Genomic DNA, 22488 nt, shown 5'->3' with positions numbered 1-22488 from the left:
GTCTTACTCTCTTAGTCAGACGCTGGCGGTGAATTTAACCTTCGCCGCCCCTTCGCGGGTGTATTTCCCCTGACGCGCTTCGAAGAAGCGCACCACCAGCCACGCTGCCAGGCACAGCAGCGAGTAGAGCACGGCCAGCACCAGGTAGGTGCCAAACTGATACTGGTTGTAGTCGCGCTCCATAATCAGGTGCGCGGTGGCCATCACGTCGGCCGCGCCGATATACATCACCAGCGCCACGTTGTGGATCAGGTAGATCACCGCATTCCCGTAGCCGGGCAGCGCAATATGCAGCGCCTGCGGGCCGATAACGCGGCGGATTTTATGGCGCAGCGGGTAGCCGAGGCTGTCGGCGGCATCGTGCTGGCCGCGCTCGACCGCCAGCCAGGCAGGACGTATTACTTCAGAGAGGTAGCCGCCGTGGTACAGGCTCAGCCCGACCATCGACGCCACCTCTGCTGAGAAGAAATCTTTTATGCCAAACAGACCGGCCACCAGCGGCAGGCCGTAGTAGGCGACAAACAGCTGCAGCACCACCGGGACGCTGCGCGCGTAGGAGACGTACAGATCGGCCAGCTGGCTGAGCAGCAGCACGCGGCGCACGCGCAGGGTGGTGGCGAGCAGCGCCAGCCCAAAACCGACGATCAGGGCGACAAACATTATCGCCAGCGTCAACGGCAAAGCCGAGAGCAGTTCGGGGATCATGGTCGAAAGATGCACGGTGAAACACTCCTCAATGGCAGTTCAGCTTTGCCCGCTGGCCGGCTCAGCAGCGGCCAGCGGTAAATCCGTTACTTGATGTACTTAACTACGTCTTCGCCGAACCACTTCTGCGACAGCTTATCCAGCGTGCCATCTTCTCTGAGCTCTTTCAGCGCCTTAGCGATATCGTCATTCAGCGCCTGATTCTCATCATCGCGGTGGATCAGCACATAGGTGTTGTTGATCGAGACCGGCTCGCTGGCTTTAATGCTCAGCTTCTGGTTATCGATTACCGTCTGCTCGCCCAGATTAGACGGCAGGATCAGCGCGTCATATTTGCCGTTCTGCACTTCCTTCAGGCGGTCCGGGTAAGGGATACCGGCGCTGGAGGCTTTGATGGTCACCTTGTCGCTCGGGTTCTCCTGCTGCCACTGGGTGACAAACTTGTAGACCCCGCCGCCGGCGGTCACCGGCACGATGTTTTTACCGACCAGATCCTTCATGCCGTTGATGTTGCTGTCGCTGCGGCTGTAGATCTTCATCAGGCTGGCACCGAGCGGGCTGTCAGGGATCAGGAACTGCCTGCTGCGGGCCGGGTTTCTGTAATAACCGCCGGTGGCCGCATCATATTTGCCGGTCACCAGGCCGGTCTCCTGGGCGATATCCGCCGCGCCTTCCAGCACAAATTTGTACTGCGGCAGTTTAGCGTTGATCGCGCGCAGCACGTCCGGCTCGTAGCCTTCCGGTTCGTGACCAATCGCGCCCCAGGAGAGCGGTTTGGATTCGGCAGCGGTTGCGATTTTAATGGTGCGAACCGCCTCCGCCGCGTGGGCGAGACCGGCGGTCAGCAGGGTCAGGGCAACGGCGCCAGGCAGAGCCAGACGACGCAAAGCGAAAGTGATTGGCATGTCTCGGTTTCCTTTCATGATCAGATGACGTGTTCAGCGTTAAGAAACTGGGCAAGGCGTGGCGTAGCCGGGCGCTCGAACATCTCTGCCGGGCTGCCCTCGGCCGCCACAATGCCCTGATCCATAAACACGATGCGGTTAGAGATGCTTTTGGCGAACTGCATCTCATGGGTGACCAGCAGCGAGGTTATCCCCGATGAGGCCACGTCTTTAATCACCTTCAGCACTTCCCCCACCAGTTCCGGGTCAAGCGATGAAGTGGGTTCGTCGAATAACATCACGTCCGGACGTACCGCCAGCGCGCGGGCGATGCCGGTGCGCTGCAGCTGGCCGCCGGAGAGCTGGGAAGGATAGTGGTCGAGTTTGGCCGACAGGCCCACGCGCTCCAGCTCCTGCACCGCGATCTCGCGGGCCTCCTGCTTCGACTTGCGCTGCACCACCACCAGCGGGTCCATCACGTTTTCCAGTACCGTCATATTGCGGAACACATTGAACTGCTGGAACACCATCGCGGTGCGCAGGCGGATCGCCTGGATCGCCGCGTTATCCGGTGCCTGATAGTCCATGCGGATCTGATCCAGCGCGATGGTGCCGGAGGCCGGTTTTGCCAGGTAGTTGATGCAGCGCAGCAGCGTGGTTTTTCCGGTGCCGCTCGGCCCGATAATCGACACCACGTCGCCGCGTTGCACCGACAGGTCGACGCCTTTCAGGATTTCGTTGCTGCCGTAGGCCAGCTTGATGTTATTGAGTTCGAGCATGTGCAGGTGGCTCCTGGTTATTTTTCGATCCCGGCATGACCGAGAACGTGCATCAGGCGGTTGGCCCAGCCGAAAATGGCGATGGCGTGGATCAGATCGACGATCTCCGCCTCGTCCAGTCCGACGGCGCGCAGCGCGGCGATATGTTCCGCCGTCGCCGCTGAAGGGGTGACCGAGAGCGCGCGGGCAAACTGCCAGATCGCGGCGTCACGCGGGCCAAGGGTTTCCGCACGGTCAAAGTACAGCGCGCTGATCACCGCCTGGCTGTCGGTCAGCTGGGCATGACGCCGGGCGTGGACCACGGCGCAGTAGGTGCAGCCGTTGACCATCGACGCGCCCAGCGCGCCCAGCTCGCGGTCGGCGCGATCCAGCCCGCCGTCGACGTACATAATCGCGTTAAACAGCACGGTGCGCGCCACGTAACTTTCCGGATCGTGCGCCAGCGTGCGCACGTAGTCGGAGACCTTTTTGTTCGACGGCGTTACCTTCATCGCCTCCAGCTGCGCGGGGGTGGCGTCATTCAGATCCAGCGGCGCGATGTGCGGGTGCCAGCTCAGCGGCTTGAGGCTAATCAGCGGGATCATACGGACCTCATCAGGCGCAGACCGGCGGCAATACGGGTCTGGAAATTGACAAAGGCGACCAGCTCGGAGAGCGCCACAATCTGCGGGTTGCTCAGCCCGGCCTGCTCCAGCAGACGGATATCGCTGGCCTGAGCGTGGGCAGGGGTCAGGGTCACCCGGTCGACGTGGCGCGCCAGCGTGGCCAGCAGTGCATCGGCCGGGGTTTCCCCGGCGGCCAGCGCCAGCAGCGCGGCGTCCGGCTGCTGCTGTGCCAGCTGCGCGTCAAAGTCCGCCACCAGCGCCGCATCGTCGTTCAGCGCAGCGATACGCCGGGCCAGCGCCAGGCGCAGTGCCGCGCTCAGGCCAAGGCCATCCTGCGGCAGCAGCACCGACTGGCGGCACTGCTCGGCACCGTCAACAAACACCGGCCGCAGGCGGCGGGTGTGGTACAGCGCATCCTCCGGGGTCAGGCCAGCGGCCCGATCGATAGCGTCGCTCACAACGCGTTCTCCTTAAGTTCGGGGGTGGAGTCCACCCACTCATCGCCCAGCAGCTCCGGGGTATCGAAGGCCTGCAGGCTGGCGTAATGGGTCGCGACGTCTTCGGCAAACAGCGAGGCGGCAATGCCGCGCACCAGGCGATCGGCTCCGGCGCTGACCGCCGGAATATCGCCGGAAACTTTGCCGTGGCTCAGCATCGCCGCGTCGTTAAAACAGTGGATTTTTGCCAGCAGCGGACAGCTGCCCGGCGCTTTTTCGCGGAATTCAAACGCCGGGCCGAGGTCCGGCGCGGCCAGCATCGCCGGGCGCGGTGCGCCCATTTCCGGCCGGTAGCGGCCATCTGCCCAGCTGCGGATATAAGGCGCGATGGCGGCGAACTCCGGGCGGCCGTTAAAGTCGTTGGTAAAGCCGGTAGCGGCGATCAGGTAGTCGTAGCGCAGCCCGCCCTGAGTCGTGTCGATCAGCAGGCCACCGGTCTCTTCACGCACCGCGTTGATGCCGCAGTCGAGGAAGAAGCGCGCGTTGGCGTGGCGTGAGACGCGCAGCGTTGAAGAGCGCGGCGGTGGCGTCTGGGTGCTGCTGGTGTAGTCAACAAACCGCCACTTCCACGCGTCGTCCAGCGGGTGCATGCCGTGCACCACGCCCTGACTGCCGATGCCGGTCATTTTGTTGATGCGCGGCATCTCACGACGGCGGATCAGCAGATCCACCTGGCCGGCACCGGCTTCCAGCGCGGTCGCCGCGTTATCCATTGACGACGCACCGGCACCGATCACCGCCACGCGTTTGCCCTGCAGCGCGGCGAAATCAATTTCATCGGCGGAGTGCGCCCACAGGCGGCGATCCACGCCCTGCAAAAAGTCCGGCACCGCAAAGCCGCCGAGCCCGGAGCGGCCGGTGGCCAGCACCAGCCGGCGGGTATAAACCCGCCCGGTTTCGGCACCGTTGAGGTCGATGGCGATCAGATCGTCGGCCTGGCTGATGGCGGTCATATGCACGCCGTTGCGCACCGGCAGCTGCAGCACGTGGCGATACCAGACGAGGTAATCCATCCACTGCGCTTTCGGAATTTTATCCAGCGCCTGCCAGGCTTCAGCGCCCCACTGCGCGGTAAACCAGGCGCGGAAGGTTAGCGCGGGCAGGCCCAGCGCCGGGCCGTGCAGGGTTTTCGGCGACCGCAGGGTCTCCATGCGCGCGAAGGTCACCCACGGCCCTTCCTGCCCGGCCGGGGCGGCGTCATAGGCGACAACGTTGTCGATGCCGGTCAGCAACAGCTTCGCCGTGGCCGCCAGGCCGCACATGCCACCGCCGATCACCACCACGTCGCGCACCGGCAGCCCCTGGTATTCCCGGGATGGCACCCAGGATTTAGCGGGCAGTTCCAGCAGCGAAAGATCCTCGCGCAGGCGGGCCTCGAGCGCGGTGAGGCCGTCAGCTGCGGACAAAGGGACAGGATGTGACATAACGATTTCCCTGGCGGGCCTCCGCGCAGCGGAAGCCTGAGTAACAAAACATTACTATCATCAGGACTAAGCATGTTAAATGCGCAATCATCCGGTTAATGCATAGTAAAGAACAAGGTTCGCATAATCCTCCGCGCCCGGAAAGGAGTCAATGCGGCTGCCCGGATTTCAATCAATGGATTTGTTATATGCTATGCAGAAATTGTTATAACCCATGAAATTTACGGCCGACGGAGATGATACCGGGTAAGGGAGTTCGCTGTTTTAGCAGGAGACTGGGTGCGGGAACGGTGGGTGACGCGAAGAGAACAGGACGTTAGCGGGATATAAAGGTATCACAGCGCAGCCGGACAGACAGAGCCGCCGGCTGCGCTGTGCGCCCGCGGTTTTACACTTCGATCTCCGCCGTGTCGCCTTTCTCCTGCAGCCAGTTGCGGCGGTCTTCGGAGCGCTTCTTGGCCAGCAGCATATCCATCACCGCCATGGTCTGATCGACGTCGTCGTCGCCGATGGTCAGCTGCACCAGGCGGCGGGTGTTCGGGTCGAGGGTGGTTTCGCGCAGCTGCAGCGGGTTCATTTCGCCGAGGCCTTTAAAGCGCTGCACGCCCGGTTTGCCCTTCTTACGCTTAAGCTGTTCGAGAATGCCGGCCTTCTCTTCCTCATCCAGCGCGTACCAGACCTCTTTACCCAAATCGATGCGGTAGAGCGGCGGCATCGCCACGTAGACGTGGCCGTTTTTCACCAGGCTGCGGAAGTGGCGCACAAACAGCGCGCAGAGCAGCGTGGCGATATGCAGGCCGTCCGAGTCGGCGTCGGCGAGGATGCAGATTTTGCCGTAACGCAGCTGGCTGAGGTCTTCGCTGTCGGGATCGATGCCGATCGCCACCGAGATATCGTGCACCTCCTGCGAGGCCAGCACTTCGTCTGACGACACCTCCCAGGTGTTGAGGATCTTGCCCTTCAGCGGCATGATCGCCTGATATTCACGATCGCGCGCCTGCTTGGCCGATCCGCCCGCCGAGTCCCCTTCCACCAGGAACAGCTCGGTGCGGTTGAGATCCTGAGCGGAGCAGTCTGCCAGCTTGCCGGGCAGCGCCGGGCCGCTGGTGAGCTTTTTACGCACCACCTTTTTCGCCGCACGCATGCGGCGCTGGGCGCTGGAGATCGCCAGCTCCGCCAGCATCTCGGCAATCTGGATATTCTGGTTCAGCCACAGGCTGAAGGCGTCTTTCACCACGCCGGAGACGAAGGCCGCACACTGACGGGAAGAGAGTCGCTCTTTGGTCTGGCCGGCAAACTGCGGATCCTGCATCTTCACCGACAGCACGTAGGCGCAGCGGTCCCAGATATCCTCGGCCGACAGCTTGACGCCGCGCGGCAGGATATTACGGAATTCACAGAACTCACGCATCGCGTCCAGCAGCCCCTGGCGGAGGCCGTTGACGTGGGTGCCGCCCTGCATGGTCGGGATCAGGTTAACGTAGCTTTCGGTCAGCAGTTCGCCGCCTTCCGGCAGCCACAGCAGCGCCCAGTCCACCGCTTCCACATCACCGGCGAAGGCGCCGACGAACGGTTTTTCCGGCAGCAGCGGCAGGCCGTTGACCGCCTCCATCAGGTAGTCGGTCAGGCCGTCGGCGTAGCACCAGCTCTGCTCGGTGTTATTAACGTGGTCTTTAAAGACGATCTCAACGCCCGGGCAGAGCACCGCCTTGGCCTTCAGCAGGTGCTTAAGGCGCGAGACGGAGAAGCGCGGGCTGTCAAAGAAGGAGACGTCCGGCCAGAACCGCACGCGGGTGCCGGTGTTGCGCTTGCCCACCGTGCCGGTGACGGCAAGTTCCTGCACCTTGTCACCGTTCTCAAACGCCATCTCATAGACTTCGCCGTTGCGGCGCACGGTCACTTCCACGCGGCGCGACAGGGCGTTGACCACCGAGATGCCCACGCCGTGCAGGCCGCCGGAGAACTGATAGTTTTTGTTGGAGAACTTGCCGCCGGCGTGCAGGCGGCAGAAAATCAGCTCAACGGCCGGCACGCCCTCTTCGGGGTGGATATCCACCGGCATGCCGCGCCCGTCGTCGATCACTTCCAGCGACTGGTCGGCGTGCAGAATCACCTCTATGCGTTTGGCGTGACCGGCCAGCGCTTCATCCACGCTGTTGTCGATCACTTCCTGGCCTAAGTGGTTAGGGCGCGCGGTGTCGGTGTACATACCCGGGCGGCGACGCACGGGTTCAAGGCCGCTGAGAACCTCAATGGAATCAGCGTTATAGCTGGACTGAGTCATTGTATGAATCTGATTGGTGGTGGCTAAAAATGATTGCCCCTCTCCCGGTTCGGCTCACTGGTGGGATAATCCCAGGAAGTCGAGTATGGCGGGGAAGTGACGTTCGAATCCGATAAAAGCATGATTTCCGCCCTCTTCAACCGTCTGGCGGCAGGCGCTGTAGTAGTCCAGAGCCTGACGGTAGTCGAGCACTTCATCTCCCGTTTGTTGCAGCAACCAGAGTAAATCCGGTGACTCTAACGGGTCGACCTGCATCACTTTTAGATCGTAAATATGGCGAGACTCTAACACATATTGCTGACCGGTGTACGGGTTCTGGTTCTCGCCCAGGAAATCCGCCAGCAGCTCAAACGGCCGCACGGCAGGGTTGACCACCACCGCCGGCACGGTGAAGCACTGCGACAGCCAGGTGGCGTAGTAGCCGCCCAGCGAGGAGCCGATTAAGCCTAATGGCTCACCTGCCGACTCCAGCACCAGCTCCTCCAGCAGCGCCGCGGCGTCGGCCGGAAAGGCCGGCAGCTGCGGCACCCGCAGCCGGATCTCCGGATGCTGCGCGGCCAGCCATGCGCGGAACTGCGTGGCCTTGGCCGACTGCGGTGAACTGTTGAAGCCGTGCAGGTAGAGCAGCGTGGCCATCGGTCAGTATCCTTCTGAGTCGAGATCCGGGCTGAACCGCTGGGTGGTCAGACGCTCCACCTCGGTTTCCAGCCGGCCGTCGTCGTACAGATCCAGCCAGCGCCAGCCCGGCGGCAGCGCATCAATGGTGAAGTTGGTACAGTGCGGCTTGAACTGCACGCAGGTCGACGGTGAGGTCAGCACCCGACGGCCGTGCCACATCAGGTCCAGCTCCTGGTGAATATGGCCACACAGCAGGTTTTTTGCCAGCGGATAGCGCTGTAAAACGCAGTCGAGCATATGCGGATTGCGCAGGCTGTGCTGATCGAGCCACGAGCAGCCGGACGGCAGCGGATGGTGATGCAACAGCACCAGCGCGTGCCGTTCGGGTGCGCTGGCCAGCACGCTCTCCAGCCACTCCAGCTGGTACTCGCTCAGTTCGCCGTGCGGCACGCCAAACACCTGGCTGTCCAGCAGCACGACCTGCCAGTGTTCACCCAGCAGCACGTGTTTTTGATCGTTGATGCTGGCGGTGGCGGCCAGCGTGTTGAACATTGCCGGCTGAAAATCGTGGTTGCCCGGCAGCCAGACACAAGGTGCCGGCAGACGTGCAATGCCCTCAGCAAAGTGCTGATAGGCTTCGGGGGAGTGGTCCTGCGCCAGGTCGCCGGTGGCGACGATCAGGTCGATATGACGCTGCTGCTCAGCGATGGCATCCAGCACGGCGTCATAACTGGCCCAGGTGTTCACACCCAGCAGCGTTTCGTGTTTACCTGCAAAAAGGTGGGTATCCGTTATCTGTAAAATCCTGACTCTGGACCCACTCGCCACAGGAAGTTTTAACAGGCTTTCCAATCAAAGTCCTTAAGGTTGCCGACGTACCTGTCGCAGTCGCAGCAGGGTTAACACACCGGAACGGCCATCGCGCCATGAGATAAGCAGTAGCGCAGCCACTCGGCAAGAAACTGGTTAATCTGGTGTTTTTCATCACGCTGGTGCAGCTTTTTATTCGGGTAATCATAGCGTGCTTTAAAGCGATAGATCTGCTGCGTGGAACACACTTCCGCCACCATCGCATCATGGTAGAGCCGCACTGACATTGATGGCAGGCTCCAGTAACTGACCGCCGGGGCGGTCTGTCTGACCTCCACCAGCGTAGTGTAACGGGTGGATTCAAGGATGGTAAGCTGATAGCGGGCACCCTTTACCTGATAAGCCACCGATTCACCAGTGCGATCGTCGCGCGGCAGCAGGCGGCGCATCTGGGCAAAATTGGTTTCGCAGACGCGCATCATTTCAGGAAAATCGGGGACGTAACGCTTCATTATTCAGGTTTCCACTCTTCACACAGCTGTTTATGGTGCAGCTGCAGCCATTGCAGGGCAATCACCGCGGCTGCATTATCAATTTTCCCCTGCTCCACCCACTGGTAAGCCTGGCTGCGGCTGACCACGTGTACCAGAATATCCTCATTCTCGTCCTCCAGGCCATGGTTTCCCTGCGCCACGCTGGCATCCACTTCGCCGACGTAAACCGCCAGCCGTTCCGTGGTACCGCCCGCGCTGGAGAGGTAGTTAACGATCGGTTTCAGGCGGCCCGGCGTCAGGCCGGCTTCCTCTTCTGCTTCGCGCCGGGCCACCTGCTCGGCGTTTTCACCGGCTTCGATCATGCCGGCGACCAGCTCCAGCGTCCACGGCGTCGGGCTGGTGTCCCAGGTGGCGATACGGATCTGCTCGATTAGCACCACCTGGTCACGCACGGGATCATAGGGTAGCAGCACTGCGGCGTGGCCGCGTTCAAAAATTTCGCGGCTGACCTCACCGCTCATCTCACCGTTAAACAGGCGGTGGCGGAAGCGGTAGCGTTCCAGCGAAAAAAAACCGCGATACAGGGTCTCACGTGCAATAATTTCTACATCGTTTTTGGTGAAAGTCACTGGAAATTTCTCTTCAGCGGCCATAACGACTTCTCCTCTGTAATCGTGCTCTTATCTACAAATGCAATAGTAACGTACCGATAGTCTGGTTCTTAGTGAATTATTTGCGTAAATTTAGGCAGAATGGCACTTCTCGCCAACTTACGGCAACGATGCTGTCTGTTAGAATCGGCGATAATTTTTCGGCTCATATCAGCGCTACCCTAGCAATTTCGCTGCATTACAAGGAATGCGAATGAACAAACTGCTCCCTTTATTTATTGGTCTGAGCCTGGGCGGCTTCAGCGTCACCAGCCAGGCTGAAAACCTGTTGCAGGTCTATCAGCAGGCGCGTTTATCCAACCCGGACCTTCGTAGCTCTGCAGCCGACCGCGACGCGGCCTTTGAGAAAATCAACGAAGCGCGCAGTCCGCTGCTGCCACAGCTGGGCCTTGGGGCTGACTACGTCTATAACAGCGGCTACCGCGATGCCCGCGATTCAAACAGCACCACAAAAAGTGCCTCGCTGCAGCTGACGCAGACCATCTTTGATATGTCAAAATGGCGCTCGCTGACTCTGCAGGAAAAAACGGCAGGAATTCAGGATGTTTCTTATCAGACCGCGCAGCAGACGCTGATCCTTAATACCGCGACCGCCTACTTCAATGTGCTGAACGCCATCGACACGCTTTCTTATACTGAGGCGCAGAAACAGTCGATCTACCGTCAGCTGGATCAAACTACCCAGCGCTTTAACGTTGGTCTGGTGGCGATCACCGACGTGCAGAACGCCCGCTCACAGTACGACACCGTGCTGGCTAATGAAGTGGCCGCGCGTAACGATCTGGATAACGCGGTAGAAACCCTGCGTCAGGTGACCGGTAACTACTACCCGAGCCTGGCCTCACTGAACGTCGATCGCTTTAAAACTGACAAGCCACAGCCGGTCAACGCGCTGCTGAAAGAGGCGGAAAACCGTAACCTCAGCCTGCTCTCCGCCCGCCTTACGCAGGATCTGGCTCGTGAGCAGATCCGTTCAGCGGAAACTGGCCATATGCCCACGCTGGATCTGACCGCCTCAACCGGCCTGAGCAATAACCGTTACACTGGCGATCGCGCGACACAAAATGATGCGATCACCGGTAACAACCAGGTCGGCTTAAGCTTTAAGCTGCCGCTCTACAGCGGTGGCTCGGTCAGTTCACAGGTGAAACAGGCGCAGTACAACTTTGTTGCCGCCAGCGAGCAGCTGGAAGGCGCACACCGTACTGCGGTGCAGACCGTGCGTTCATCGTTTAACAACGTCAATGCCTCAATCAGCAGCATCAACGCCTATAAGCAGGCGGTTGTGTCGTCACAGAGTTCACTGGACGCGATGGAAGCCGGTTATCAGGTGGGCACCCGCACCATCGTTGACGTGCTGGACGCCACCACCACGCTGTACAACGCCCGCCAGCAACTGGCTAACGCCCGCTACAGCTATATGATCAACCAGCTGAATATCAAATCGGCATTGGGTACGCTGAACGAGGAAGATCTGCAGGTGCTGAACAGGCACCTCGGCAAGGATATCAGCACCGCGCCATCGCAGGTGGCACCAGAGAACGCCGGGCAGGACGCCCGCGCTGACGGTGCAGAGCCGGCCCGCGCGGCGGCTATTCGTCCGGCGGCGGCCAAACCAGCCAGCGGTAACCCGTTCGGCCAGTAACGGTTAGCAGAGTCGCCCGGTTTCAGCACAAGCCGGTCAGCTAATTCTTACAAGGTATTCTTTATCCAGGGCAGCCCACGGGCTGCCCTTTTTTACGCTCTGTGCCGCAGAACGTCTGGCCGTTCACAATCAAACGTATAGCTTGGTAAAGATAAGCCCGCAATCCCTCACGATCGCTTCATTTTCCACCGCTATTCCCCTATCCTAGTCGTTATCTTTGGGCAAAGGAAAATATACGATGAAACGGACTAAACAGATCAATCATGCCTCCTTCCGCAAGAGCTGGAGCGCACGCCACCTTACCCCGGTGGCGCTGGCGGTGACCGCCGTCATTATGCTGGCCGGTTGTGAGCAGGCGGACGAAACCGTCTCGATGTATCAGAACGCCGACGACTGTTCGAAGGCCAACCCGGGCCAGGGCGCGCAGTGCACCACCGCCTTTAACCAGGCCAAAGTGGAAGCCGAGAAGACCGCGCCAAAATACGCCAGCCGTGAAGACTGCGTGGCCGAGTTCGGCGAAGGCCAGTGCCAGCAGACCGCACCGGCGCAGGCCGGCGTGGGCACCACCAACGCGGAAAACCAGTCCAGCGGCAGCTTCTGGATGCCGCTGATGGCCGGTTATATGATGGGCCGCATGATGAGCGGCGGCGCCACCCAGCAGCAGCCGTTGTTCTCACCGAAAGCGGCAGGCAGCCCGGCCGCCGGCCAGTACGTCGATGCCAGCGGTAAGAGCTACGGCGCGGCAACTCCGGGCCGTACCGCCACCGTGCCGAAAAGCGCGATGGCACCGAAACCGGCGACCACCACCACCACCACCCGTGGCGGCTTTGGCGAGTCGGTCGCTAAACAGAACACCATGCAGCGCAGCAGCGCCAGCAGCAATAACAGCAGCAGCCGCTCTTCCGGCACCACCAGCCGCAGCTTCGGGGGCTAAGGCCGCATGAAACGTATTGCGATTGCCGAGCGCCCGGACTGGCGCGAGAAAGCCAACGAGTACGGTTTTCATTTTCATACCATGCACGGCGAGCCGTACTGGTGTGAGGATGCCTACTATGAGTTCACGCTGCAGCAGATCGAGACGCTGGAAGACGCTACCGCTGAACTGCACCAGATGTGCCTGCAGGCGGTGGATCTGGTCACCGGCAGCGAAGAGCTGCTGGAGAAGTTCCGCATTCCAAACCACACCTGGGATTTCGTCCGCGATTCGTGGAAAAGCGGCCAGCCGTCGCTCTACTCGCGGCTGGATCTGGCGTGGGATGGTCAGTCTGCACCTAAGTTGCTGGAGAACAACGCCGATACGCCAACCTCGCTGTATGAGGCGGCGTTCTTCCAGTGGATCTGGCTGGAGGACCAGCTGAAAGCCGGTAAGCTGCCGACAGGCAGCGACCAGTTTAACAGCCTGCAGGAGAAGCTGATCGACCGCTTCAGCGAGCTGCACCAGCAGCACGGATTCAGCTGGCTGCACTTTGCCTGCTGCCGCGATACGGATGAGGATCGCGCCACCATCCAGTATCTGCAGGACTGCGCCACCGAAGCCGGGCTGCCGAGCGAATTCCTGTATATGGATGAGATCGGGCTGGGTGAAAGAGGCCAGTTTACCGACGTGCACGACCAGGTGATCGGCAATATGTTTAAGCTCTATCCGTGGGAGTTTATGCTGCGCGAGATCTTCTCCACCAAGCTGGCCGACGCCGGCGTGCGCTGGCTGGAGCCGGGCTGGAAGAGCATTATCTCAAATAAAGCGATGCTACCGCTGCTGTGGAAGATGTTCCCCGATCACCCGAATCTGCTGGCCGCGTACTTCGCCGAAGATAACGTGCCGCATATGGATAAGTACGTGGTCAAGCCGCTGTTTTCCCGCGAAGGGGCGAATATTCGCATCGTGGAGAACGGTAAGGAGATCGCCCGCGCCGACGGTCCGTACGGGGAGGAAGGGATGATCGTGCAGCAGTTCCATCCGCTGCCGAAGTTTGGCGACAGCTATACGTTGATCGGCAGCTGGCTGGTTAACGATCAACCGGCGGGGATTGGCATTCGCGAGGATCGCGAGCTGATCACTCAGGATCTTTCCCGGTTCTATCCACATACGTTTGTTGAGTGACTGGCTGGAAGTGAGGTGCCCCTGCTGTAAGTAAGGTGCCCCGCTCAGGGAGCCTGTACACTCCGCAAAGACGCAAAAAACGTCATCCATGACAGCTCAGCACGGGACATCCCTGTCCCGTGATGCTTTGCTCCGTGTACAGGCTCCCTTCGCTTTAACTTCTGAGTCGTCTGAAGGTAAAACCGTCAACTCCGTGACCTGCTCAGGGAGCCCGTACGCTCCGCAAAGACGCAAAAAACGTCATCCATGACAGCTCAGCACGGGACATCCCTGTCCCGTGATGCTTTGCTCCGTGTACAGGCTCCCATCGCTTTAACTTCTGAGTCGTCTGAAGGTAAAACCGTCAACTCCGTGACCTGCTCAGGGAGCCCGTACGCTCCGCAAAGACGCAAAAAACGTCATCCATGACAGCTCAGCACGGGACATCCCTGTCCCGTGATGCTTTGCTCCGTGTACGGGCTCCCTTCGCTTTAACTTCTGAGTTGCCTGACTGAAAGCCACTTTGGTGGTTCGTTAGCCTACCTGCACCGACAACATGCTCAGCGATCCCATCTCGATGCCATCCACCGGAATCGAGACGGCTTCGCCTTTGGCGCGTGCGCCGAGGACGTAGAGCAGCGGCAGGTAGTGTTCCGGCGTCGGGTTGGAGAGCGCCGCGCCTTCGTGCTGCATAAAGTTGACCAGCGGATGCTGTTCGCTTTCGCCTTCCCAGGCCAGGTTGTCGCGCACGTACTGGTTGAATGACTCGGCCCACGGGTAGTTCTCGCCGCCGCCCCAGCGCACCATGCGCAGGTTATGCACCACGTTGCCGCTGGCGACGATCATGATGCCCTGCTCGCGCAGCGCGGCCAGCTTGCGGCCCAGTTCAAAGTGATAAGCTGCCGGTTTGGTGGCGTCGACGCTGAGCTGCACCACCGGGATATCCGCATTCGGGTACATTTTGATCAGCACGCCCCAGGATCCGTGGTCGAAGCCCCACTCCAGATCCTGATGCACGATAACCGGCGACAGCGCGTCGGCGATCTGCTGCGCCAGCTGTGGCGATCCCGGTGCCGGGTAGCGGGTATCAAACAGCGCCTGCGGGAAGCCGCCGAAGTCGTGGATAGTGCGCGGTTTCTCCATCGCGGTCACCGCGGTGCCGCGCGTGTACCAGTGGGCGGAAACGGCGATAATCGCTTTCGGGCGCGGCAGGGATTCTCCCAGATGACGCCAGCATTCGGTATATGGGTTTTCTTCCAGCACGTTCATTGGACTGCCGTGGCCAAGGAAAAGCGCAGGCATACGGGAATGGCTCATGATATTGCTCCCAGGGGTAATTTGTTCTGATGAGCACACATTACGCCCTTTCAGGCCGGGAAAAACTCGGATAAGCCTGATGGAGATAGTCAGGAAATTTGAATATGAAAAGGGCCAGCGGAGCCGGCCCTTACGCGGATCAGCTGGCCTGCTGCGTCTCGTGGCTGCGGCGGTACGCCACCAAATCTTCGATGGTCACCACCGGCATGTCGTGTTGCTTCGCGAACACCACCGCTTCCGGCGCGTGCGCCATGGTGCCGTCATCGTTGGTCAGCTCACAGAGTACGCCCGCCGGTTTGAAGCCCGCCAGCGTCACCAGGTCGATGGTGGCTTCGGTGTGGCCGCCGCGGGTCAGTACGCCACCGGCACGGCCGCGCAGCGGGAACACGTGCCCCGGGCGGTTGAGGTCGCTGGGTTTAGCGTTGTCGGCAATCGCGGTGCGGATGGTGGTCAGGCGATCGGCGGCGGAAACGCCGGTGGTGACGCCCTGCGCCGCTTCGATGGTGACAGTAAAGCCGGTGCCGTAAGAGCTGGTGTTGTTCTGCACCATCATCGGCAGATCCAGCTGTTCCAGGCGCTGTTCGGTCAGACACAGGCAGACGATGCCGCTGCCGTGGCGGATGGTCAGCGCCATCTGCTGGACGGTCATGGTTTCGGCGGCGAAGATCATATCGCCTTCATTTTCACGATCTTCATCGTCTAACACCATCACGCCGCGGCCTTCGCGCAGCGCTGCGATAGCACGGGTTACACGCTGTTCAGGCGTGCCAAATTCAGAAAGTAGCGACTGATTCATGGTAAATAAACCTTAATAAATGTATGGGTTACCAGAACCAGGGCGTGCTTAGGAGTGTCAGAAAGTGACAAAAAAATAACGCAGGCGGGCACAAGCCCGACGGAAGCCGTTACTCTCTCCCATCCGGACTCTAACCGTCGGCCCCGGAATTACACCGGATCTGCTGACCTTCAGAATGGCTCCTGAAGCGCTCGCGGGCTTTCAGCTGACGCTGATTTACCGCCGGTGGGGAATTTCGCCCCGCCCTGAGAATAAGCCTAAATACTATAACGCCGTTAAACTGGCGCGGCAACGAACAAAACGCGCAAATTGTTATCCACCGTGCGGATTTAGCCACCCTAACCGGCCCTGAAAACGGCCGATTCTCTCGCCGGTGGCGGTGAGCCGCGCAGCATAATCACCGCGTTGGTCGATCGCAGATGCCGTTAACGGCGTTTTCCGGTTTATCCTTTTGCCATCAGGGATTACACTTAAGCGATACCCGTCACTACCAGGAAGCCGTCATGATTGACACGAAAAAAATTGAACAACTGGCCCGTCAGGTTCACGAATCCATGCCGAAGGGCATTCGTGAGCTGGGTGATGACGTTGAGAAGAAGATCCGCCAGACGCTGCAGGCGCAGCTGACCCGGCTGGATGTGGTGAACCGCGAAGAGTTTGACGTGCAGACGCAGGTGCTGCTGCGCACCCGTGAGAAGCTGGCGGCGCTGGAACAGCGGCTGGCCGTGCTGGAAAGCCGTCCGGCCGCCGCACCTGTCGTTACTGCGACGAGTGCAGCCGTACCCGGCAGCGCTTCCGCCCCTGCCGCAGCACCGGCCGAGCCGGAGCAGCCTGTCGACCTGAAAAAACCGCTCTGACCGGACGCCAGGCGGGCCGTTAACGCTCCGCGATCGGCTCTGCGGGACAATTCCCTCCCAAAGCCGTTCTCCTGCGGCTGCCCCAGGGCAGCCGCCCGGTGCCCGGTTATCCCCCCTTACGGGTGATAATGGTCCTGATGATGTTGCTGGTTGAGATGCCGTCTTCGAAGTTAAGTACGCGCACGTCGCCGCCGTTCGCCCACACCTCTTTGCTGCCCGCGATATCTTCCGGCTTGTAGTCACCGCCTTTCACCAGCAGATCCGGCAGGACGCCGGCGATCAGCCGCTGTGGCGTATCCTCTTCAAAGCTCACCACCCAGTCCACCGCTTCCAGCGCACCCAGCACGATCATGCGGTTTTCCTGCGGGTTAACCGGGCGGGTTTCGCCCTTCAGCCGACGGGTAGAGGCATCGCTGTTGACCGCCACGATCAGCCGGTCACCCAGCTTGCGCGCGTTGGCGAGGTAGGAGACGTGCCCGGCATGCAGGATGTCGAACACGCCGTTGGTCATCACCACTTTTTCACCGCGCTGACGCGCTTTCGCCACTTCAGCCTTCAGCTGCGCTTCATCCATCACGCCAAAGCCGGATTCCGGCCGCGCGTGGATGGCATTTTCCAGCTCAACGGTGGAAACGGTCGAGGTGCCGAGCTTGCCGACCACCACGCCCGCCGCCGCATTGGCGAGGAAACAGCTCTCTTCCAGCGTGTTGCCCGCCGCCAGCGCCGCCGCCAGCACGCCGATCACCGTATCGCCGGCACCGGTAACGTCGAAGACCTCCTGCGCCTGGGTCGGCAGGTGGAACGGCGCTTTGCCCGGCTGCAGCAGGGTCATGCCGTTCTCAGAACGGGTAACCAGCAGCGCGGACAGCGCATGCTGTTGCATCAGAGCGGTGCCGCGCTCGACGATCTCGGCCTCGCTTTTGCACTTACCGACCACCGCCTCAAATTCAGACAGGTTTGGCGTCAACAGGGTGGCGCCGTGATAGCGGCCAAAGTCGGTGCCTTTCGGGTCCACCAGTACCGGTACGCCAGCCTCACGCGCCAGGCTGATAATGGCTTCCACGCTGCTCAGCGCGCCTTTGGCGTAGTCAGAGAGCACCAGCGCGCCGGTATGCGGCAGCGCCTGCGCGATGCGATCGTGCATCGGCTGCGGGTCAACGCCGTCAAAGCCCTCTTCAAAGTCCAGGCGGATCAGCTGCTGGCTGCGCGACAGCACCCGCAGTTTGGTGATCGTCGGGTGGGTAGGAACGGTGACAAAATCACAGGCTACGTTCACGCCGCCCAGGGTGGTGTTGAGCACGCGCGCCGCGTCATCATTGCCGGTCAGGCCCACCAGGCGCGATCCCGCCCCCAGCGAGGCGATATTCATCGCCACGTTAGCCGCGCCCCCGGGACGCTCCTCGATCTGCTCCACTTTGACCACCGGTACCGGTGCTTCAGGAGAAATGCGGCTGGTCGGGCCATGCCAGTAGCGATCCAGCATCACGTCGCCAACCACCAGAACCGCCGCACGCTTAAAATCGGGCAGTGTAACTTTCATTCCAGACACTCCAGACTGCAGTAAAATTCAAAAAATGATGCGCGCGATGATAGCACATTTGTGGCTATGGCTGACCACCGCCGCCGGGCGCGGCGTTACTCACCGAGCCACGCCTGCCAGCTGGCGTTAACCCGCGCTTTTTCGTCGGCAAACGCGCCCTCTTCGACGTGCCCCGGCAGCGCCTGCAGCGCCAGATGGTGCAGGGCATCGCGCAGGGTGACGTAAGCCCGGGTCAGCTCGCGCGCCTCTTCTTCTTCCATAAGCCCGCCGTTGGCCAGCAGTTCGAGGATGCGCACGTTATCCGACCAGCGCGTCAGGGTGTGATCCTGTGCGGCATAGCGTAAGACCATAAACTGGGTGATGAATTCAATGTCGGTGATGCCGCCGCGGTCTGCCTTCAGATCCCAGCGGCCTTTGTGTTTATTGCCGAGGTGCGCGCGCATTTTCTCGCGCATTTCACGTACCTCGGTTTGCAGCGTCTGCGCCTCACGCGGCAGCGCCAGAATATTACGGCGGATCGCCGCAAAACGCTGGCTGAGCGCGGCATCACCCGACACGATGCGCGCACGTACCAGCGCCTGATGCTCCCAGGTCCAGGCTTCGGTGCGCTGATAGTCGTCAAAGGCGTCGAAGGTGCTGACCAGCATGCCTGCCGCGCCGGACGGCCGCAGGCGGGCGTCCACCTCGTAGAGGATGCCGGAGGAGGTGCGGGTGCTGAACAGGTGCATCACCCGCTGCGCCAGCCGCAGGTAGAACTGGCGGCTGTCGATGCTGCGTTCGCCCAGCGTCACCGAGTCGGTCGGGCAGTCGTGCAGGAATACCAGGTCGAGGTCGGAGCTGTAGCCCAGCTCCCAGCCGCCCAGCTTGCCGTAGCCGACCACCGCAAAGCCGCGTTCACCGTCGTGGGTCAGGTGCGAGGGCACACCGTGACGCGCCACCATCATCTGCCACGCCTGCTGCACTACCGCTTCAATCATCGCCTCTGCCAGCCAGGTGAGGTGGTCGCTGACCTTCATCACCGGCAGGGTGCCGGCGATATCCGCTGCGGCAATACGCAGATGCTGCGCCTGCTTAAACTGACGTAACGCCTCCAGCTGCTGCTCTTCGTCCTCTTCCGGGATGCGCAGCAGGTACTGGCGCAGCTCGTCGCGATAGGCGTCGGTGGCGGTGGCCTGATAGAGCGTGGCCGGGTCGAGCAGCTCATCGAGCAGCAGCGGATAGCGTGCCAGCTGGCTGGCGACCATCGGCGAGGCCGCACACAGGCGGATCAGGTGTTTCAGGGCACCGGGGAACTCGGTCAGCAGCTCCAGATAGGTGCTTCGCGTCACCACGCCGAGCAGCAGCGGCGTCAGGCGGCTCAGGGTCACCGATGCATCATCGCGCGGCACTACTTCCGCCAGCAGACGCGGCATCAGCTGATCCAGCGCCTGGCGGCCGCGCGGCCCGATGGTGCGCTTGTCGACGTCGTGGCGGAAGCCGTTGATAGCGTTAAGCAGCTGCTGGCGCGCGTCGCCCGCCAGATGCGGCACCAGCGGTGCCAGCTCCGCCTCTTCCAGCCGGTCCTGCCACAGCACGCCGTAATCGCCCGCGTCACGCTGCTCGTCGGGTTCCGGCGCGTCGTCGCCGATCAGGTCGTCAAAGATGGTGCGTACCGCCGCCATATGCCCGTCGAGCAGCAGCAGCAGCGCCGCCCAGTCGGCAAAACCCATCGCCCAGGCCAGACGCGCGCGGTCCAGCTCGCCGGCGGGCAGCGTCTGGGTCTGTTCGTCGTTGATGCTTTGCAGCAGGTTTTCCAGCCGGCGCAGGAACAGATAGGCGTCGTGCAGCTGGGTCACCTGCTCGCCGTTAAGCAGGTTCAGCTCGCCGATGGCGGCCAGGGTGGGCAGCAGCGCACGCATCTGCAGCGAACGTTCGCGCCCGCCGCGGATCAGCTGAAACACCTGCACGATAAATTCGGTTTCGCGGATGCCCCCCGCGCCGAGCTTGATGTTGTCGGTCAGCCCGCGCCGCCGCACTTCACGGGCGATCATCCCCTTCATATTACGCAGCGACTGGATCACGCTGAAGTCGATGTAGCGGCGGAACACAAACGGCCGCAGCATCTGCTGCAGCTCCAGGCTCCAGCGATCGTTGTCACCGCCCATCAGCCGCGCTTTAACCATCGCGTAGCGCTCCCAGTCGCGCCCCTGCTCCTGGTAATAATCTTCCAGCGCGGCAAAGCTCAGCACCAGCGGGCCGCTGTCGCCAAACGGCCGCAGGCGCATATCCACGCGATAGACGAAGCCGTCAACGGTGGGCTGGTCCAGCACCTTAATCAGCCGCTGGCCGAGGCGGGTAAAGAACTGCGCGTTACTCAACTCGCGGCGGCCGCCCTGGGTAGTGCCGTTTTCCGGCCAGGTGAAGATCAGGTCAATGTCCGAGGAGAAGTTCAGCTCGCCGCCGCCCAGCTTGCCCATGCCGAGGATCAGCAGCGGCTGCGGCTCTCCCGCCGGGTTAACCGGCGTACCGAACTCACGGCAGCAGGCGTGCCACAGCCAGTCGCGGGCGGCCACGATCAGCGTTTCGGCCAGCTCGCTCAGCTGGGTCAGCGACTGCTGCGTGCTGCTGGTCGCCAGCGCCTGCATCCAGGCAATACGGGTCAGCATATGGCGGCGGAACAGCCGCAGCTCACGCATCAGCCCGTTCTCGTCCTGCACCGCAGCCAGCTGCTGCTGCAGCCACCGGGCGTAATGCTGCCACTCGTCCGGCTGCGGCGGTTGCTGCTGCAGCTGCTGCCACCACTCCGGGCGTTTGCTCAGGTTATCGCTGATGAAATCACTGAACGCCAGCACCGCCTGCTGCTGCGCGCCAGCGCTGCTGAACAGCGGATCGAGCCGCGTAATCTGTTCTGCCAGTGCCGGAGGCAGCGGCTGAGATAAAGATGGCACCATAAACACTCCCTGACGATCGGCTGGATAAAGGCAAAACAGGCGGCGGCAAGGCCTCAGGCGTTGCCGTTTTTCCAGAATGGCGGCTGCTTCAGCGCCTGGCGGCGGTGACCGTCCAGCCAGATATCCTGCTGTTCAACGATCGCCGTTTGCAGCAGCTGCCAGTTTTGCAGCCACTCACCGACCACCGCTGGCTCATAGGCACCGGCCAGCAGACGGGCGGCCAGCTGCTGGCGATGGAGGCGGGTCAGCTTGTCCTGATACTCATTGAGCTGATTAACCTGAGCAAAGGTCTCTTTCAGATCGGCACCGATGCGGCCCAGCATGATATCGCTGAAGCGCTTAAAGGAGCCCTGCAGTTTGGCCTCGGCCCGCGCATCGGCGAAGTCACGCCAGCGCTCGGTGACAATCCAGTGAGTAAGTGCTAACTGCGCTTCCAGCCAGAGCGGGCTGAAGCACAGCGCCTGCGGATCAAGGCTGTCGTCCAGCAGCGCCTCTTCCAGCGCGGTCAGACGCTGACGCAGTTCGCTGTTGGCCTTGCGCGGCACCAGCGCGCCGTACAGGGAGAACACCTGGCGCAGCGTTTCCAGCGCGTTTTTGATCTCAACCAGCGCGCCGTTGGTGCCGCGCAGCCACAGCTCTTCATGGTACTGCCACTGCGAGAGCGCCAGCAGTAGCGCGGCGCGCATGCCCTCTTCCACCGTGGCCTTCGGCCGCACCTTCAGCACCGGTAGCGGGCGCAGCGCGCGCGGCGGGTTGCCCTGCGCCAGCGCATAGCCGCGCGCCGCCTTGCTCAGGCTGCCCAAGCGCAGACCGTCCAGCCGGGCCAGTTCGGCGGCCAGCGCCAGCAGATCGTCACGCTGGCCGCTTTTAAGCTCCAGCTCAATCTCCGCCAGCGGCTCGCTCAGTTCGCCCGCGCGCACGTCGCCGCGATCCCAGGCTACTTCAATCTCGCTTTCACGGTAAGTGACCACCCACTTTTCACGGGTGAAGTTGGTGCTGAACAGCGCCTGTAACTGCTGCTGCAGGGCAGCGACATCGGTACCGGCGGGCCACACGTCCGCAGGCAGGCGCTGGATATCCAGCTCGGGTTTTTCGAGGTCGACGTTGTACTCGGGGCGCTGGTGCAGGCCGCCTACGCTCTGACCGGCGGTTTTCAGCGTCATCTCATAACGATCGCCGACCCCACGGATGCGCAGCCCCATATCCCAGCGCCGCAGCTGGTTGTCGGCGGTTTCAAAATAGATATTGGTCAGCGCCTGGCCGGCATGATGCTGATGCGGCAGGGCGGCGAGTTTTTCGGCAACGCCGGCGGCGTCGCTACGGGTAATGAACTTTAATTCGATTTCGATGGTCATAATGTCTTATTTTATGTCGTTACCGGCACGGTAACCTGGGGTTGTGCCACGGAATAACGAGCAGATTAATGCACAAACCGCCGGGCTGTCTCGGGTTTATTATGCTTTCGCGTGGCAGATCGCAGGCCCGGTGAGACCAGGATAGTTCCCATTCAGCTTTCTGCGGGGCCGCTCCAGACTGTGCCTTTGGGTTTTTC

At 61.5% G+C, this 22488-nt stretch carries 20 protein-coding genes and 1 riboswitch; of the genes, 4 read left to right on the top strand and 16 right to left on the bottom strand.

What is annotated here, in order from left to right:
• Positions 1-15: 15 nt before the first annotated feature.
• The 11 genes from GKQ23_RS04410 to nudF form a co-directional block, all read right to left on the bottom strand.
• The gene (locus GKQ23_RS04410; RefSeq protein WP_199177656.1) at positions 16-705 is read right to left on the bottom strand and encodes an amino acid ABC transporter permease; all 690 of its coding nucleotides are present in this window, start codon (positions 703-705) and stop codon (positions 16-18) included.
• A gap of 86 nt (positions 706-791) precedes the next feature.
• Complete coding sequence (locus GKQ23_RS04405) at positions 792-1610, bottom strand: transporter substrate-binding domain-containing protein (protein ID WP_212409853.1); 819 nt, start codon at positions 1608-1610, stop codon at positions 792-794.
• Between the two features lie 20 nt (positions 1611-1630).
• Positions 1631-2368, bottom strand: coding sequence for an amino acid ABC transporter ATP-binding protein (locus GKQ23_RS04400; protein WP_212409852.1), 738 nt, complete (start codon positions 2366-2368; stop codon positions 1631-1633).
• A 17-nt stretch (positions 2369-2385) separates the two neighbouring features.
• Positions 2386-2952 carry a peroxidase-related enzyme gene (locus GKQ23_RS04395; protein WP_212409851.1) on the bottom strand — a complete coding sequence of 189 codons (567 nt, stop codon included), beginning with the start codon at positions 2950-2952 and terminating at the stop codon, positions 2386-2388.
• Positions 2949-3431 carry a hypothetical protein gene (locus GKQ23_RS04390; RefSeq protein ID WP_212409850.1) on the bottom strand — a complete coding sequence of 161 codons (483 nt, stop codon included), beginning with the start codon at positions 3429-3431 and terminating at the stop codon, positions 2949-2951. The genes GKQ23_RS04395 and GKQ23_RS04390 overlap by 4 nt, the downstream gene beginning before the upstream one ends.
• Positions 3428-4894, bottom strand: a complete 1467-nt coding sequence (locus GKQ23_RS04385; protein WP_212409849.1) for an NAD(P)-binding domain-containing protein — start codon at positions 4892-4894, stop codon at positions 3428-3430. Before GKQ23_RS04385 ends, GKQ23_RS04390 begins: the two co-directional genes overlap by 4 nt.
• Positions 4895-5282: 388 nt before the next feature.
• A complete protein-coding gene (parE, locus tag GKQ23_RS04380) occupies positions 5283-7178 on the bottom strand; it encodes a DNA topoisomerase IV subunit B (protein WP_056231441.1) in 1896 nt (631 codons plus the stop codon).
• Between the two features lie 54 nt (positions 7179-7232).
• Positions 7233-7814, bottom strand: a complete 582-nt coding sequence (yqiA, locus tag GKQ23_RS04375) for an esterase YqiA (RefSeq protein WP_056231439.1) — start codon at positions 7812-7814, stop codon at positions 7233-7235.
• A 3-nt stretch (positions 7815-7817) separates the two neighbouring features.
• Positions 7818-8648, bottom strand: a complete 831-nt coding sequence (cpdA, locus tag GKQ23_RS04370) for a 3',5'-cyclic-AMP phosphodiesterase (protein WP_212409848.1) — start codon at positions 8646-8648, stop codon at positions 7818-7820.
• A gap of 47 nt (positions 8649-8695) precedes the next feature.
• Positions 8696-9118 carry a DUF1249 family protein gene (locus GKQ23_RS04365; RefSeq protein ID WP_056231433.1) on the bottom strand — a complete coding sequence of 141 codons (423 nt, stop codon included), beginning with the start codon at positions 9116-9118 and terminating at the stop codon, positions 8696-8698.
• On the bottom strand, positions 9118-9753 hold the full coding sequence (gene nudF / locus GKQ23_RS04360) for an ADP-ribose diphosphatase (protein ID WP_056231431.1): 636 nt from the start codon (positions 9751-9753) through the stop codon (positions 9118-9120). Before nudF ends, GKQ23_RS04365 begins: the two co-directional genes overlap by 1 nt.
• Before the next feature lie 211 nt (positions 9754-9964).
• Here nudF and tolC point away from each other — a divergent pair, with 211 nt between their 5' ends.
• From tolC to GKQ23_RS04345, 3 genes are all read left to right on the top strand, one after another.
• Positions 9965-11416: an outer membrane channel protein TolC gene (gene tolC / locus GKQ23_RS04355; RefSeq protein ID WP_212409847.1), complete on the top strand. Its 1452-nt coding sequence runs from the start codon at positions 9965-9967 to the stop codon at positions 11414-11416.
• Positions 11417-11654: 238 nt separating this feature from the next.
• Complete coding sequence (locus GKQ23_RS04350) at positions 11655-12350, top strand: DUF1190 family protein (RefSeq protein ID WP_101505985.1); 696 nt, start codon at positions 11655-11657, stop codon at positions 12348-12350.
• 6 nt (positions 12351-12356) lie between these two features.
• Positions 12357-13517: a glutathionylspermidine synthase family protein gene (locus tag GKQ23_RS04345; protein ID WP_212409846.1), complete on the top strand. Its 1161-nt coding sequence runs from the start codon at positions 12357-12359 to the stop codon at positions 13515-13517.
• 513 nt (positions 13518-14030) lie between these two features.
• On the opposite strand, the gene ygiD is transcribed toward GKQ23_RS04345, so the two are convergent.
• Together ygiD and ribB are read right to left on the bottom strand one after the other, a co-directional pair.
• The gene (ygiD, locus tag GKQ23_RS04340; protein WP_212409845.1) at positions 14031-14813 is read right to left on the bottom strand and encodes a 4,5-DOPA dioxygenase extradiol; all 783 of its coding nucleotides are present in this window, start codon (positions 14811-14813) and stop codon (positions 14031-14033) included.
• A gap of 139 nt (positions 14814-14952) precedes the next feature.
• Positions 14953-15609, bottom strand: coding sequence for a 3,4-dihydroxy-2-butanone-4-phosphate synthase (gene ribB / locus GKQ23_RS04335; RefSeq protein ID WP_212409844.1), 657 nt, complete (start codon positions 15607-15609; stop codon positions 14953-14955).
• Positions 15610-15716: 107 nt separating this feature from the next.
• A riboswitch (FMN riboswitch) is annotated at positions 15717-15866 on the bottom strand.
• A gap of 246 nt (positions 15867-16112) precedes the next feature.
• Between ribB and GKQ23_RS04330 the strand changes: the two genes are divergently transcribed.
• Positions 16113-16466, top strand: coding sequence for an accessory factor UbiK family protein (locus tag GKQ23_RS04330; protein WP_056231413.1), 354 nt, complete (start codon positions 16113-16115; stop codon positions 16464-16466).
• Positions 16467-16572: 106 nt separating this feature from the next.
• On the opposite strand, the gene hldE is transcribed toward GKQ23_RS04330, so the two are convergent.
• The 3 genes from hldE to GKQ23_RS04315 form a co-directional block, all read right to left on the bottom strand.
• Positions 16573-18006: a bifunctional D-glycero-beta-D-manno-heptose-7-phosphate kinase/D-glycero-beta-D-manno-heptose 1-phosphate adenylyltransferase HldE gene (hldE, locus tag GKQ23_RS04325; RefSeq protein WP_212409843.1), complete on the bottom strand. Its 1434-nt coding sequence runs from the start codon at positions 18004-18006 to the stop codon at positions 16573-16575.
• 95 nt (positions 18007-18101) lie between these two features.
• A complete protein-coding gene (gene glnE, locus GKQ23_RS04320) occupies positions 18102-20936 on the bottom strand; it encodes a bifunctional [glutamate--ammonia ligase]-adenylyl-L-tyrosine phosphorylase/[glutamate--ammonia-ligase] adenylyltransferase (RefSeq protein WP_212409842.1) in 2835 nt (944 codons plus the stop codon).
• A gap of 53 nt (positions 20937-20989) precedes the next feature.
• Entirely contained in the window at positions 20990-22291 is a 1302-nt protein-coding gene (locus GKQ23_RS04315; RefSeq protein WP_212409841.1) for an inorganic triphosphatase, read from the bottom strand.
• Between the last annotated feature and the right edge of the window lie 197 nt (positions 22292-22488).

It is taken from the genome of Erwinia sp. E602, from assembly GCF_018141005.1.
GTDB lineage: Bacteria > Pseudomonadota > Gammaproteobacteria > Enterobacterales > Enterobacteriaceae > Erwinia.
This window is presented reverse-complemented; position numbering and strand designations above follow the sequence as displayed.

Coding starts and splice junctions, on each gene's coding strand:
- GKQ23_RS04410 (WP_199177656.1), bottom strand. CDS start 705: ATGATCCCCGAACTGCTCTCGGCTTTGCCGTTGACGCTGGCGATAATG.
- GKQ23_RS04405 (WP_212409853.1), bottom strand. CDS start 1,610: ATGCCAATCACTTTCGCTTTGCGTCGTCTGGCTCTGCCTGGCGCCGTT.
- GKQ23_RS04400 (WP_212409852.1), bottom strand. CDS start 2,368: ATGCTCGAACTCAATAACATCAAGCTGGCCTACGGCAGCAACGAAATC.
- GKQ23_RS04395 (WP_212409851.1), bottom strand. CDS start 2,952: ATGATCCCGCTGATTAGCCTCAAGCCGCTGAGCTGGCACCCGCACATC.
- GKQ23_RS04385 (WP_212409849.1), bottom strand. CDS start 4,894: ATGTCACATCCTGTCCCTTTGTCCGCAGCTGACGGCCTCACCGCGCTC.
- parE (WP_056231441.1), bottom strand. CDS start 7,178: ATGACTCAGTCCAGCTATAACGCTGATTCCATTGAGGTTCTCAGCGGC.
- yqiA (WP_056231439.1), bottom strand. CDS start 7,814: ATGGCCACGCTGCTCTACCTGCACGGCTTCAACAGTTCACCGCAGTCG.
- GKQ23_RS04365 (WP_056231433.1), bottom strand. CDS start 9,118: ATGAAGCGTTACGTCCCCGATTTTCCTGAAATGATGCGCGTCTGCGAA.
- nudF (WP_056231431.1), bottom strand. CDS start 9,753: ATGGCCGCTGAAGAGAAATTTCCAGTGACTTTCACCAAAAACGATGTA.
- tolC (WP_212409847.1), top strand. CDS start 9,965: ATGAACAAACTGCTCCCTTTATTTATTGGTCTGAGCCTGGGCGGCTTC.
- GKQ23_RS04350 (WP_101505985.1), top strand. CDS start 11,655: ATGAAACGGACTAAACAGATCAATCATGCCTCCTTCCGCAAGAGCTGG.
- GKQ23_RS04345 (WP_212409846.1), top strand. CDS start 12,357: ATGAAACGTATTGCGATTGCCGAGCGCCCGGACTGGCGCGAGAAAGCC.
- ygiD (WP_212409845.1), bottom strand. CDS start 14,813: ATGAGCCATTCCCGTATGCCTGCGCTTTTCCTTGGCCACGGCAGTCCA.
- ribB (WP_212409844.1), bottom strand. CDS start 15,609: ATGAATCAGTCGCTACTTTCTGAATTTGGCACGCCTGAACAGCGTGTA.
- GKQ23_RS04330 (WP_056231413.1), top strand. CDS start 16,113: ATGATTGACACGAAAAAAATTGAACAACTGGCCCGTCAGGTTCACGAA.
- hldE (WP_212409843.1), bottom strand. CDS start 18,006: ATGAAAGTTACACTGCCCGATTTTAAGCGTGCGGCGGTTCTGGTGGTT.
- glnE (WP_212409842.1), bottom strand. CDS start 20,936: ATGGTGCCATCTTTATCTCAGCCGCTGCCTCCGGCACTGGCAGAACAG.
- GKQ23_RS04315 (WP_212409841.1), bottom strand. CDS start 22,291: ATGACCATCGAAATCGAATTAAAGTTCATTACCCGTAGCGACGCCGCC.